Below are 12,828 nucleotides of genomic sequence, written 5' to 3'. Positions count from 1 at the left end.
CGCGAGATGTCAGCGCAGCCGTCCCCCGACTCGCAGTTCCGTTGCCCGTTCGCCCGGCTCCGGCCGATTCTGCGCGCGCGCGATCCGGCGCGCATCGGCACGGCGGGCCGCGTCGTGCTGAAAATGCTCGCCGGATTGCGCTACGGCACGCTCGATCTGCAATTGCCCGACGGCAGCGTGCGCCGTTTCGGCATTGGCAATGCGGACGGCCCGCGCGCGCGCATGATGCTGTCGAACTGGAACGTGTGCGCGGCGGTGCTCAAGAGCGGCGACACGGGTTTTGCGGAAGCATACTTGGCTGGCGACTGGCAGACCGATGACCTCCGCGCGCTGCTCGACCTCATGGTGGGCAATCGGGCTTCGATTGAAAAGGCCGTCTACGGCTCGTGGCCAGGGCGGCTCATGCAGCGCCTGCGACATCTGCGGCACGCGAACACGAAGGCCGGCAGCCGGCGCAACATCCAAGCGCACTACGATCTCGGCAATGCGTTCTACGCGCTGTGGCTCGATGAAACGATGACCTATTCCAGCGCGCTTTTCGACTCAGAGCGATCGCAGACGCTAGTCGATGCGCAGCGTGCGAAGTACCGTCGTCTGCTCGCCGAACTGCGCATCGATGGCGATGCAACACGTGTGCTCGAAATCGGCTGCGGCTGGGGCGGTTTCGCAGAACTCGCAGCACGCGAATCGAACGCGCACGTCACAGGCGTGACGCTCTCGAAGGAACAGCTTGCGCACGGCCGCGCGCGCATCGCGCAGGGCGGCCTGAGCGAGCGCGTCGAGTTGCGCCTGCAGGACTATCGCGACCTGCGCGGACAGTTCGACGCGATCGCATCGATCGAAATGTTTGAAGCGGTCGGCGAGCAATATTGGCCGTCGTATTTCGAGTGCCTCGCGCGCAATCTCAAACGCGGCGGCCGCGCGTGCGTCCAGACGATCACCATCGACGACGCGCTTTTCGAACGCTATCGAAAGAGCAGCGACTTCATTCAGCAATACGTGTTTCCGGGCGGCATGTTGCCGTCGCCGTCCGTGTTCGCGGAATGCGCACGAAAGCACGGATTGAAGGTCGTCAACCGGCTTTCGTTCGGATTCGATTACGCACGCACGCTGACACTCTGGCGCGACGCGTTTCTCTTGAAACTCGACGCGGTGCGCGAGCAGCAGTTCGATGAACGCTTCATCCGGCTGTGGGATTTTTACTTGTGCTATTGCGCGGCCGCGTTCGACCACGCGAATACCGACGTAATCCAGTTTACGCTGGAACACGCGTAACGCGCGTCACTCGGCGGGCGTGTCGTCGAGCGCGCGCTCGGTCATCGAGCGGCACGCGCGCCGCATCCATTGCAGATCGCGCCGGTAATTGCGGCAGCCGGAGCATGTAATCAGGTGCATGCGAAGACGGTTGCGCTCGTGGAGCGTGGTCTCGCCGTCCATGTCGTTCGACAACAGTTGCGTCGCTTCCTTACAAGTGAGCAGCATCAGGCACCCTTTTCATCGAACCAGCGGTTCTGCAAGCACACCCGCAACGCCATCTTCGCGCGATGCAGGATCACGCCGCAATTCGTCTTCGTGATCGCAAGCTCCACGCATACATCGCCGACGGGGACGTCGAGGAACTCGCGCATCATGAATACGCGCGCGGTCGCTGGCGGCAGGTTCGTCAGACACACTTCGAAGACGGTCCAGAACTGCGTCTGCGAGAGCGTGGCCTCGGGGTCGCCCCAGGCCGACGGACGCTCGTCCTTCTTCCAGTGATCGCGTTCGTTGAAGAGCGCGTCGAAGGCATCCGCGGATATTTCTTCGTCGTATACGCGGGTGGAAACATTACGCGCCCGTGCACGAAATGTATCGACTATCTTGTTCTTCAGGATCGCGAACACCCAGGTGCTGAACTGCGCCTGGCCGCGAAACTCGTCGATGCGCGCCATCGACGCCAGCATCGCTTCCTGGACCGCGTCCTCCGCCTCGGTGCGATCGCGCAATTGCAGCATGGCAAAGCGCAACAGCATGTCGCGCAGGCGCGCGAGATCCGGCTGGAAACCAGAAGACTTGGGTTCGCTCATCAACGAGAAAGGCCCGGCTTTCGGAGGCCAAGACATGAAAAGAAATATCTGAACCACACAATTTGGCAGTTCAAACACGCGGAATCGCGGCGCTTTGCCACGAGAATATTCGACCGTCGATGTAATGCGGGGCCACTTGGCCCGACTAATCGCAAACACCGTGCTGCGGCACGAGACACAGCTTAAAGGATACTCAAATGACCGCGCAACATTCGCACCCGGCGCCCGCCGGCGGCTCGCCCGGACGCGCACGCATCTTTCAGCCGGTGTGGCTGCGCATCTCGCACTGGCTCAACGCGTTAGCTGTAATCCTGATGGTGCTTTCGGGCTGGCGCATCTATGACGCATCGCCCGTCTTCAAGGGCTTCATGATTCCGCCCGGCATCACGCTCGGCGGCTGGCTCGGCGGCGCGCTGCAATGGCACTTCGCAGCCATGTGGCTGCTGTTCTTCAACGGCCTCTTCTATCTGGTGATGAACGTCGTCACCGGCCGCTTCGCCCGCAAGCTCTTTCCGGTTTCGCCGCGCGCCATTCTGGGCGACCTGCGTCTCGCACTAACCGGCCGGCTTTCGCACAACGATCTCAGCCATTACAACGCGGTGCAGAAGTTCGCGTATCTGTTCGCCATTGCCGATATCGCGGTCCTCGTGCTGTCCGGCATCGTCATCTGGAAGTCGGTGCAGTTTCCGCTTTTGCGCGAGCTGATGGGCGGGTACGACACGGCGCGTGTCGTCCATTTCGTCGCGATGGCGCTGCTCGTGGGGTTCGTCGTCGTGCATGTGGCGATGGTCGCGCTCGTTCCGCGCTCGCTGCTCACGATGATTCGCGGACGCTGACCAAAGCGCACGCACGACAAGATTGAGGACCACACCATGAAACCTGACGAATTCAACCGTAAAAACGACTCGATCGACTCAGCGATCGACCGCGAATCCCTTCTGATCGACGCGCGCCGTGAACTGAAAATGCCGGCGCGGCGCCTGTTTGGCAAGCAACTCATGTCGTTGGGCGGTCTCGCGCTGCTGACCGGTTGCAGCCTTTCCGACAACAAGTCGGTCGAGACTTTCCTCACGCGCGTGTCGCGTCTGAACGATAGCGCGCAAGGCTGGCTCTTCGACCCGAACCGGCTCGCGCCCACCTACACTCCGGCCGAGATGACGCGGCCGTTTCCTTTCAATGCGTTCTACGGCATCGGCGACGTGCCTGAAGTGAAAGGTGGCGATTTCCGCCTGCAAGTGAGCGGGCTCGTGGCAAGCAAGCGCGCGTGGACGCTGCCCGAGTTGTACGCGCTGCCGCATGCCGAGCAAATCACGCGGCACATTTGCGTGGAAGGGTGGAGTGCGATCGGCCGCTGGGGCGGCACACCGTTCTCGGAATTCCTGAAGCGCGTCGGCGCGGACACGACGGCGAAATACGTCGGCTTCAAATGCGCGGACGACTACTACGAAAGTATCGACATGGCGACGGCGCTGCACCCGCAGACGCTGCTCACCTTCACCTACGACGGCGAGACGCTGCCGGCGAAATACGGGTTCCCGATGAAGCTGCGCATGCCGACCAAGCTCGGCTACAAGAATCCGAAGCACGTCATGGAGATTTTCGTCACCAACACGTTCCCTGGCGGCTATTGGGTCGATCAGGGATACAACTGGTTCGGGGGCTCCTGAGGCGGTCCGCATGACAGGCCGCAATGGAACTTCGATTCACCTCCGGCTAGGCCGGACAAGCTTGTTCAAACAATTGAGGTTGATATGAAATTCTTGGTAACCGCAGTGACGGCTGTAACGTTGGCAATGACCGGCACGATGGCTTTCGCTCAGACGACCGGTGCGATGTCGAGCGATTCGATGTCGAAGGATGCAATGTCGCACGACGCGATGAAGAAAGACTCAATGTCAAAGGATGCTATGTCGCACGACGCTATGAATAAGGAGGACGCGATGAAGAAAGACTCAATGTCCAAGGACGCTATGAAGAAAGACTCAATGTCCAAGGACGCTATGAAGAAAGATTCGATGTCCAAGGACGCGACGTCGCACTAACGCGCATCGTCGGGCTCGACGCGTGGTATCGCGCCGAGCCTTAATGGGGCCGTTCGTGCCCCCGCCCGCCCGATCACTCGGGCTTTTTCTTGGGCGCGGCTTTCTTTGCCGGCGCTTTCTTTGCGGCCTCCGTCCCGGCCGCGTCGGGCGGCGCTGCCTGAGTCTGCTGCTCCGCGCCTGCGCCGGAAGCACCCACCGGGTTCGCGTCAGGCACGGCCGCGCTGCCCGGTTGCGTCATCGCAAGGCTCGCAAGCTGGTTGAACTGGGTCTGAAGCACGTTCCACCATCCCGACGGGTCGAACGCCGCGTCATTCGCGCCGCCTGCGCCCGTCTTGGCTTCGTCTCGTGCCTCGGGCACGGGCGGCGGGGGCGCAGCAGCAGCCTCGCGCGCCTCGCTTTTCGCCGTCGCCGACGGCGTGTTCATCGGCCAGCCCGACGCCTTCGGCTTCTCAGCCGGCGCCTGAGCCTGCGCGTTCTCCACTGACGATTGCGCATAAGCCCCGAACGCGCGCAGCGTGGCGAGCGTCGCGCGCTGCACTTCGAGCGCCTGAATCGCCGATTGCAGCATGTTGAGATTGAGCTTGAGCCATTGCTCGACGGCGCGCATGTCGGTCACGCGCTTGTCGAGTTCTTCGATATTCGTAAGCGGCGCGAGCATGTCCGACATCATCGAAAGCGACGGGTTCATGCCCTGCCCGCCGCTCGGCATCGCAGCCGCAGCGAAGGGGTTGAGGCGCATCAGTTCCCACATCTTTCCCATCATGTCACCCTGCGAAAAACCGGGCATGCCGGGAAACGCGGCGAAAGGCGGCTTGCCGCCCGAAGTATCGGTCATGCGAATCTCCTTCGATTGAGCGCTGTGCGGTGTGAGCCGCGATCGCGCCACTGTACCTGCAAACGGATTCAGAACATTCAGAACGGTGAGCCGCCGGGGAAATCGGGCGGACGGCGCTCGCGCAGCGAACGCATGCCCTCCTGCACGTCGGGCCCGGAAAAGCCCATGAATTCCAGCGCGAGCGATGCATCGAACGTCGGACCCGCCGAGCGCAGCCAGTTGTTCAGCGCGTACTTGGTCCAGCGGATCGCGCTCTGCGAGCCCGCGGCGAGCCGGTTCGCGACTTCGATCGCCTTCGGCATCAGTTCGCTTTCCTCGACGGCGAGCGACACCAGACCGATCCGCTCTGCCTCCTCGCCGCTCACCGGCTCGCACAGCAGCAGGTAGTACTTCGCCTTCGCCATACCGCAGAGCAGCGGCCAGACGATCGCCGCGTGATCCCCCGCCGCGACGCCGAGCCGCGTATGGCCGTCGATGATGCGAGCTGTCTTCGACGCGATCGAGATGTCCGCGAGCAGCCCCGCGACGAGCCCCGCGCCGACCGCCGGGCCGTGCATCGCCGAGACGATCGGCTTGCTGCAGTTGATCACGTTATAGACGAGATCACGCGCCTCGCGCCAGACGCGCGCGCGCACGTCGAAGTCGGACGCCATCGCCTCGACGAGATCGAGGTCGCCGCCCGCCGAGAAGCCTTTCCCCTCGCCGCGGATCAGCGCGACGCGCGTGTCGGGATCGCGGTCGATGTCGCGCCAGATTTCCGCAAGCTGGCGATGCATGTTCGCGTCGGCCGTCGAGAGTCCGCTCCGGTTCGTGCCCGTCCCGCTCATCACGATTTCGAGCACGCCATGCGGATGCCGCTCCAGTTTCAGTGACGTGTAATTCGCGTAGAAAGAGAGGTCGCTCATGGCGAATGTCCTTGAAGTTGCCCGTCAGCGCGGCTGGTAGAGCCACTTGCCGTCGCGGATTTCGACCATCACGCGCGCACGCTGATCGAGTCCGATGTGGTCGTTCGGCGTCATGTTGACGAGGCCGTTGGTATCGGCGAAGTTCTTCGTGTTTTCGAGCGCGTCGCGCAGCGCGCGGCGAAACGCGGGCGTACCGGGCGCGCCCGCCTTCAGCGCGAGCGGCACTGCGCGATCGAGCAGCATGCCCGCGTCCCACGCATACGAGCCGAACGCCGATACCGACCCCGCGCCCTGCCGCGCCTCGTAGAGTTTGATGTACGAAAGCGCGAGACGTTTCGCGGGATGATCGTCGGGGAGTTGCGCGGCGACGAGCACCGGGCTCGTCGGCAGGAACGTGCCGTTGCAATCGGCGCCGCAGACGCGCAGGAAATCGCGGTTGCCGGTGCCGTGGTTGTGATAGATCTTGCCCTTGTAGCCGCGCAGCGCGAGCGTCTTTGGTGGCAGCGCGGCCGGCGTGCCCGCCGCGCCGACGACCACCGCATCCGGCTTTGCCGCGAGAATCTTGAGAATTTGCCCGGTCACGCTCGGATCGGTGCGGTTGAAGCGCTCGTTGCCGACCATCGTGATCTTGTGCAACTGCGCGAACTTCGCGACTTCCACGTAGAACGTCTCGCCCAGCGCGTCGGCCTGGCCGATGTAGGCCATCGTCTTCACGCCGTGGTTGCTCGCGTGCTCGGCGATCGCGGAGGCCATCATCGCGTCGGTTTGCGGCGTCTTGAAGACCCAGTGGCGCTTGGCATCGACCGGTTCGATGATCTTCGCCGACGACGCCAGCGAGATCATCGGCGTCTCGCCTTCGGCCACGACGTCGATCATCGCGAGCGAATTCGGCGTGATCGACGAGCCGATGATCGCGTCGACGCGATCCTCCGAGATTAGCTTTTTCGTGGTCTGGACCGCTTGCGTGGTGTCGGAGGCATCGTCGAGGATGACGTACTCGACCGGCCGGCCGCCCATTTCCTTCGGCAAGAGCGCGACGGTGTCGCGCGCGGGAATGCCGAGTGACGCGGCCGGGCCGGTCAGCGAGAGCACGAGGCCGATTTTTACCGGCGGCGCTTGTGCGAAAGCCGCGGCTGACATTACTAACGATAAACCGGCTATCCAGCGCTTCAACATACACGTCTCCTCTTTTGATTTTTCTGTGCTTTTTAAGCTGCCGGCAAAGTGTAAGGCGGTCGACACGACAGGCGCATCGGGCGAAACCCGTTGCGCCGCGCAGCCTACTCGTGCAGCGCCACGACGCTCTGATCGATTGCGCCGAAAATCGACCGCCCCGCCTCGTCGAACATCTCGATCTTCACGCTGTCGCCGAACTTCATGAACTCCGTCTGCGGCGCGCCGTGCTCGATCGTCTCCAGGCAGCGCTTCTCGGCGATACAGCAGTAGCCGCGCTTCGTGTCCTTGTTCGAGATCGTCCCCGAGCCGACGATCGACCCCGCGCGCAGGCTGCGCGTTTTCGCCGCGTGCGCGATCAACTGTCCGAAGTGGAACACCATGTCGGTGCCGCAATCGGGCTGACCGACTTTCTTGCCGTTCCAGTGCACGATCATCGGCCGATGCACGCGGCCTTCGCGCCACGCGTCACCGAGTTCGTCCGGCGTCACGGCGACCGGCGAGAACGCCGTCGCGGGCTTGCTCTGAAAGAAGCCGAAGCCCTTCGCCAGTTCGGCCGGAATCAGATTGCGCAACGAGACATCGTTGACGAGCGTCAGGAGGCGCACGTGGCGCAGTGCTTCCTCGGGCTTCGCGGCCATCGGCACGTCGCTCGTGATCGCGGCGACCTCCGCCTCGAAGTCGATGCCGAACGCCTCCGATGCGCACACGATGTCGTCCGCCGCGCCCAGGAAGTCGTCGCTGCCGCCCTGGTACATCAGCGGGTCGGTCCAGAATTCGGGCGGCATCCCGGCGCCGCGCGCGCGCCGCACGAGCTCGACGTGATTCACGTAGGCGGAGCCGTCGGCCCATTGGAAGGCGCGCGGCAGCGGCGCCATGCACGACTTCGCGTCGAACGAGAACGTGTGGCGCGCGCGGCTCTGGTTGAGCGCGTCGTAGAGATCGAGCAGTTGCGGCGCGTAGAAGGTCCAGTCATCGAGCGCGCGTTGCATCGTGCCGGCGATCGCATCCGCGATCGCCGCCGTGCGCAGGTCGCGCGAAACGACGATCAGCTGGCCGTCGCGCGTGCCGTCCTTCAGCGTGGCAAGTTTCATAGGGTGGTTCGGTTTCGGTGATGTCGGGTGACGATAAAGGAAATCTATTTTACGATGGTGAATCCGCGGCGCGGTTCTGCCGTTCGTTTTCAGGCGACTTTTGCGTACGTTCAATGTCCTCGAATCTTCCTTCCCCCGCAGACGAAACCGACGAAGCCGATCCCGCTGACGCTACGGAAGAAAAGGCGCGCTCCGGCATCCAGTCGATCGAAGTGGGTTTTCGCCTGCTCGACGTACTCACCAACGAGCCGCGCGCGATGATGCTGCGCGACCTCGCGCAGCGCGCAGGCATGAGCCCGGCGAAGGCGCATCGGTATCTGGTGAGCTTTCAGCGACTCGGGCTCGCGTCGCAGGACCCGGTCTCCGGACGCTACGAACTCGGTGGCTTCGCTTTGCAGATGGGGCTGGCACGGCTCGCGCGCGTCGATGGCGTGAAGCTCGCGCGCATCGCGATGTCCGAATTGCGCGACCGGCTCGATCAGACCGTCGGCATCGCGGTGTGGGGCAATCAGGGGCCGACCGTCGTCCACTGGATGGAGTCGAGCTATCCGGCGAAGGCATCGCTGAAACTCGGCGACGTGATGCCGCTTTTGTCTTCGGCGACGGGCTTGCTGTTCGCCGCGTATCTGCCGCGCAGCAAGACCGAGGCGCTGCTCACGCGCGAACTCGCGGCGACGCGGCAGTCGATCGCGGACATCGAGCCGGTGCTGGCGGACGTGCGCGCTCACGGCGCGGCGCGCGTGGAAGGCATGCTGCTGCCGACGATCCACGCGTTCTGCACGCCCGTCTTGGATTCGACCGGCGATCTCGCGCTCGGTTTGATCGCGCTCGGACACGAAGGCGCGTTCGATACCCGCTGGGGCGGCGAAATCGATTCGGCCTTGCGCACGTGTGCGGCGAATCTTTCGTATCAGTTGGGCTATACGGATCACGAGCGTTAATGGCGAAGCTTGCGGAACATCGCTTTCTCACGGGGTGTCATACGCGTTTGGTTTTCTTCACGCATCGCTGAGTGTTCATGCCGTTTCCCTTGTTTCGCCGTCCCCAGAGCGCCTCCGATTCGTCCGATGCCCTTGATGCGAAAGCCCCTCGCCGCTGGGGACGCTGGGCGTTGGTGCTGCTCGCCGTCCTCGCGCTGCATTGGGGCGCTGCGCGCTGGGTCGGGCGCAATGGCAACGTAATCAATCCGCCGCCGGTCGACGATGTGCCGGTGCAAGTCGAGTTGCTGACGGCGAAGCCGGTTGAGCAGGCGCCTGTTCCGGCTCCGGCGCCAACGCCAGTCGTAAAGCCTACGCCGAAGCCAGCGCCCGTTGCTACGCAAAAGCCCGCCGCGCCGACGATCAGCATCCCGCGCGATGAACCGGATGCGCAGGCGACGGCCACGGCGGCTGCGGTTGCATCGGCGGCCAGCGCGACCGCCGCAGCCCAAGCCGCGCAGCCGGCCCCGCCCGTCCCGCCCGCCCCGACCGTCCCCGGCGACAAATTCGACGTCCCTCCAAGCGGCGAATTGCGCTACGACACGCTTGTGAACGGCATGATGAACCAGACCGGCACGATCCACTGGATCAACGACGGCCAGCATTACGAAATGGTCGTCTCGATCCCGATTCCGTTCGTCGGACCGTATGTCTATTCGAGCAAGGGTCACATCGATCGTTTCGGCGTCGCGCCGGAGCAATATTCCGAGCAGCGCGGCCGCCGTGCCGCCGATGTCACTGTGTTCGACCGCGAAACGAAGCAACTTGTCTACACGCGCACGCCGGCGAACAATCCGCTCGCCGACGGCGCGCAGGACCGTTTCAGCGTCTTCATGCAGCTCGCGAGCCTGGTGCGCGGCGCGCCCGACACGTACAAGCCGGGCGTGACACGCCAGTTCAGCGTCGCCGACAACGACAGCAGCGAAGCCTGGTCGTTCGTCACCGTAGCCGATGAAAACGTGCAGGCGCGCGGCGGATCGGTCGGCGCGCGGCACTTCACGCGCCTGCCGCGCCGCGAAGGCGACCGGCGGCGCATCGACGTGTGGCTCGCACCTTCGCTCGGCTGGCTGCCCGTGCGCATCGTGCAGACGGAACCGAACGGCATGCAGATCGAATTGCTCTGGCGCGGCAAGCTACCGGCGCTGGCCACGCCTGTTGCATCGCCCGATGGCGTCGAAACTGGCGCCCCGGGCACGCCGGATGCGTCAGACGAATCCGCACCCGGGCCGTTGCAGACCGAGAAGCCATAGGCCGAACGGAGTTCGGGGCGCGATCTGCGAACGCATTCTTTACGGAGACAACATGCAGGTGACGATCAACGGTATCGACACGCGATATGTGCTGAGCAACGAAGGCGGCGGCCCCTGGCTGACGTTCATTCACCAGTTGGCGGGTGATCTGTCGGTGTGGGACCAACAGGCCGGTTACTTCAGAAACGATTTCACCGTGCTGCGCTACGACCTGCGCGGCCACGGGAAAACAGCGGCGTCGCCCGATGCTTTCAGCATCGAACAACTTTCCGATGATCTCGCCGAACTTCTGCACAAGCTCGGTGCACCGTGCACGCATGTGGTGGGGTTGTCGATCGGCGGGATGGTCGCGCAGCAGTTCGCCGCCGATCACGCGGACCTCGTCGATACGCTTACCGTCGTCGGCGCGCCGGCTTACATTCGTGAGGAAGCGCGCCCGAATTTCACGCAGCGCGCGGCATCCGTGCGCGAAAACGGGACTGCGAGTATCGTGGATGCAACGCTCGAACGATGGCTCACGGCGGAGTTCCGCCAGCGGCATCCCGAAGTCGTCGAGCAGATCGCGGAGACGATCATGCGTACGCCATCGGAAGGATTCGCACGCGCGGCGGAAGCCATCCGAGGTTTCGATGTGCGTAAAAAGCTCGCCTTTGTGGTGAAGCCCACTTTGGTCGTCGCCGGAGGGCACGACACGGGCACGCCAAATGCTGAGTCGAAGGCGATCGCCGACGCTGTTCCGGGTGCCCTTTTTGAAACACTCGACGCTGCACATCTGTCGCCGATCGAAGCGTCCACGCAATTCACCGCGCTGCTTGGAACTTTCCTGCGTAGTTCTGTCTGAAAGTAAGCCTCGATGGGCTTTTGGCAACACGTCGAGGCCACCCCTTGAATTCCAACCCAAGCGCTCCATCTACGGTGCAGAATGCCAGGAGCAACAGGAATAAGGAGTGTCGCCATGCAAATGATCTACAACAGCCCTAACTATTGTGTCGTCGAATTTCCGCCGCAAGACAACCATCTGGCCATGAAGGCCGGTGGCTATGAGATTGTCGACAAGAACATGCAGCGTGAAATTTTCATCGACGGTGCACTGGCGGCCAAGTTTCGCGAACACGTACAGAAGCTGATCGAAGAGGAGCAGTCGCTCGAAGACGTCGACGAATTTCTCGGTCAGTTCGATATTCTGATGAACCAGCCGGTGATCCTTCACTGATCGTTTAGCTTCATTGTTATGTAACAGGTGACACGCCATGAACCCCGTCGCGCAAGCGGCGGGGTTTTTCGTTTTCCGGCACCTTGAATGTCACCCGAGGCCCCGCGTGGACAACGCCTGAACGTCTGTCCGGCTACAATGACAGGCTCATTTCCTCCTACTGGTGCGAGCCCGTCCGTCATGAACCAGACTGCCACTCCGACCACCGCTGCCGCCTCGTCCCGCCGCGCCTACACGCGCGGCGCAACGCTGCCCGCACTGCTGCAACAGCGCATCCTGATCCTCGACGGCGCGATGGGCACGATGATCCAGCGCTACAAACTGGACGAAGCGGCGTATCGCGGCGAGCGGTTCAAAGACATCGATCGCGACATCAAGGGCAACAACGAACTGCTGTCGATCACGCAGCCGCACGTGATTCGCGAGATCCACGAGCAGTACCTGGCGGCAGGCGCGGATATCGTCGAGACGAACACGTTCGGCGCGACGCGCGTCGCGCAAGCGGATTACGGGATGGAGGAACTCGCCGCCGAGATGAATCGCGAGTCGGTGAAACTCGCACGCGAGGCCTGCGACAAATACTCGACACCGGACAAACCGCGCTTCGTAGCGGGCGCGATCGGACCTACGCCGAAGACCGCGAGCATTTCGCCCGACGTCAACGATCCGGCCGCGCGTAACGTGACGTTCGACGAATTGCGCGTGGCTTATTACGAGCAGGCAAAGGCGCTGCTCGACGCGGGCTGCGACCTGTTCCTTGTCGAGACGATTTTCGACACGCTGAACGCGAAGGCCGCGCTTTTTGCACTCGATGAACTGTTTGAGGACACCGGCGAACTCCTGCCGATCATGATTTCGGGCACGGTGACGGATGCGTCGGGCCGGATTCTGTCGGGTCAGACGGTCGAGGCGTTCTGGAACTCGCTGCGCCACGCTCGGCCGTTGACGTTCGGGCTGAACTGCGCGCTGGGCGCGGCGCTGATGCGGCCGTATATCGCGGAACTGGCGAAGCTCTGCGATACGTACGTGTCGTGTTATCCGAATGCGGGCCTGCCCAATCCGATGAGCGATACGGGGTTCGATGAGACGCCGGATGTGACGTCGGGGTTGCTGAAGGAGTTCGCGGAAGCCGGATTGGTGAATCTCGCGGGCGGGTGCTGCGGGACGACGCCGGAGCATATTGCGGAGATAGCGAAGGCGCTCGCCGAGGTGAAGCCGCGCAAATGGCCGTCGCACTATCGCGACGCGGCCTGATCACGACAACCACACACAG

At 63.2% G+C, this 12,828-nt stretch carries 15 protein-coding genes; 9 read left to right on the top strand and 6 right to left on the bottom strand.

The features are described 5' to 3' along the window. The first annotated feature begins 6 nt into the window (after nucleotides 1-6). Nucleotides 7-1,275, top strand: a complete 1,269-nt coding sequence (locus tag AWB67_RS08260) for an SAM-dependent methyltransferase (protein WP_087655757.1) — start codon at nucleotides 7-9, stop codon at nucleotides 1,273-1,275. A 6-nt stretch (nucleotides 1,276-1,281) separates the two neighbouring features. Here AWB67_RS08260 and AWB67_RS08255 read toward each other — a convergent pair whose 3' ends face one another. Together AWB67_RS08255 and AWB67_RS08250 are read right to left on the bottom strand one after the other, a co-directional pair. Next, on the bottom strand, nucleotides 1,282-1,482 hold the full coding sequence (locus AWB67_RS08255) for a zf-HC2 domain-containing protein (RefSeq protein WP_235025077.1): 201 nt from the start codon (nucleotides 1,480-1,482) through the stop codon (nucleotides 1,282-1,284). Beyond that, nucleotides 1,482-2,066, bottom strand: a complete 585-nt coding sequence (locus tag AWB67_RS08250; protein WP_200822197.1) for a sigma-70 family RNA polymerase sigma factor — start codon at nucleotides 2,064-2,066, stop codon at nucleotides 1,482-1,484. Before AWB67_RS08250 ends, AWB67_RS08255 begins: the two co-directional genes overlap by 1 nt. 197 nt (nucleotides 2,067-2,263) lie before the next feature. On the opposite strand from AWB67_RS08250, the gene AWB67_RS08245 reads away from it, so the two are divergent. The 3 genes from AWB67_RS08245 (at nucleotide 2,264) to AWB67_RS08235 (ending at nucleotide 4,108) form a co-directional block, all read left to right on the top strand. Then, nucleotides 2,264-2,902 (top strand): cytochrome b/b6 domain-containing protein, encoded by a 639-nt coding sequence (locus tag AWB67_RS08245; protein WP_087655754.1) that lies wholly within the window; start codon nucleotides 2,264-2,266, stop codon nucleotides 2,900-2,902. A 36-nt stretch (nucleotides 2,903-2,938) separates the two neighbouring features. Next, nucleotides 2,939-3,733 carry a molybdopterin-dependent oxidoreductase gene (locus AWB67_RS08240; protein WP_087655753.1) on the top strand — a complete coding sequence of 265 codons (795 nt, stop codon included), beginning with the start codon at nucleotides 2,939-2,941 and terminating at the stop codon, nucleotides 3,731-3,733. A gap of 84 nt (nucleotides 3,734-3,817) precedes the next feature. After that, nucleotides 3,818-4,108, top strand: a complete 291-nt coding sequence (locus tag AWB67_RS08235; protein ID WP_087655752.1) for a pentapeptide MXKDX repeat protein — start codon at nucleotides 3,818-3,820, stop codon at nucleotides 4,106-4,108. A gap of 73 nt (nucleotides 4,109-4,181) precedes the next feature. Here the strand turns inward: AWB67_RS08235 and AWB67_RS08230 are convergent, their stop codons facing one another. From AWB67_RS08230 to AWB67_RS08215, 4 genes are all read right to left on the bottom strand, one after another. Further along, nucleotides 4,182-4,943, bottom strand: a complete 762-nt coding sequence (locus AWB67_RS08230; protein ID WP_087655751.1) for a PhaM family polyhydroxyalkanoate granule multifunctional regulatory protein — start codon at nucleotides 4,941-4,943, stop codon at nucleotides 4,182-4,184. A gap of 77 nt (nucleotides 4,944-5,020) precedes the next feature. After that, nucleotides 5,021-5,848: an enoyl-CoA hydratase/isomerase family protein gene (locus tag AWB67_RS08225; protein ID WP_087655750.1), complete on the bottom strand. Its 828-nt coding sequence runs from the start codon at nucleotides 5,846-5,848 to the stop codon at nucleotides 5,021-5,023. Nucleotides 5,849-5,872: 24 nt separating this feature from the next. Beyond that, entirely contained in the window at nucleotides 5,873-7,024 is a 1,152-nt protein-coding gene (locus AWB67_RS08220) for an ABC transporter substrate-binding protein (protein WP_087655749.1), read from the bottom strand. A 104-nt stretch (nucleotides 7,025-7,128) separates the two neighbouring features. Next, entirely contained in the window at nucleotides 7,129-8,115 is a 987-nt protein-coding gene (locus AWB67_RS08215) for a fumarylacetoacetate hydrolase family protein (protein ID WP_087655748.1), read from the bottom strand. A gap of 113 nt (nucleotides 8,116-8,228) precedes the next feature. Between AWB67_RS08215 and AWB67_RS08210 the strand changes: the two genes are divergently transcribed. The 5 genes from AWB67_RS08210 (at nucleotide 8,229) to AWB67_RS08190 (ending at nucleotide 12,809) form a co-directional block, all read left to right on the top strand. Continuing rightward, on the top strand, nucleotides 8,229-9,056 hold the full coding sequence (locus AWB67_RS08210; RefSeq protein ID WP_235025075.1) for an IclR family transcriptional regulator: 828 nt from the start codon (nucleotides 8,229-8,231) through the stop codon (nucleotides 9,054-9,056). 77 nt (nucleotides 9,057-9,133) lie between these two features. After that, nucleotides 9,134-10,342, top strand: a complete 1,209-nt coding sequence (locus tag AWB67_RS08205; protein WP_087655746.1) for a DUF3108 domain-containing protein — start codon at nucleotides 9,134-9,136, stop codon at nucleotides 10,340-10,342. Between the two features lie 52 nt (nucleotides 10,343-10,394). After that, a complete protein-coding gene (locus tag AWB67_RS08200) occupies nucleotides 10,395-11,183 on the top strand; it encodes an alpha/beta fold hydrolase (protein ID WP_087655745.1) in 789 nt (262 codons plus the stop codon). Between the two features lie 114 nt (nucleotides 11,184-11,297). Further along, complete coding sequence (locus AWB67_RS08195; protein WP_087655744.1) at nucleotides 11,298-11,555, top strand: BTH_I0359 family protein; 258 nt, start codon at nucleotides 11,298-11,300, stop codon at nucleotides 11,553-11,555. Nucleotides 11,556-11,735: 180 nt separating this feature from the next. Further along, the gene (locus AWB67_RS08190; RefSeq protein WP_087655743.1) at nucleotides 11,736-12,809 is read left to right on the top strand and encodes a homocysteine S-methyltransferase family protein; all 1,074 of its coding nucleotides are present in this window, start codon (nucleotides 11,736-11,738) and stop codon (nucleotides 12,807-12,809) included. Nucleotides 12,810-12,828: the final 19 nt, after the last annotated feature.

The sequence above is a fragment of the Caballeronia terrestris genome, assembly GCF_001544515.1.
In the GTDB taxonomy this organism is placed as follows: domain Bacteria; phylum Pseudomonadota; class Gammaproteobacteria; order Burkholderiales; family Burkholderiaceae; genus Caballeronia; species Caballeronia terrestris.
The sequence above is the reverse complement of the archived record's forward strand: the minus strand, read 5'-3'. Positions and strand labels throughout refer to the sequence as shown.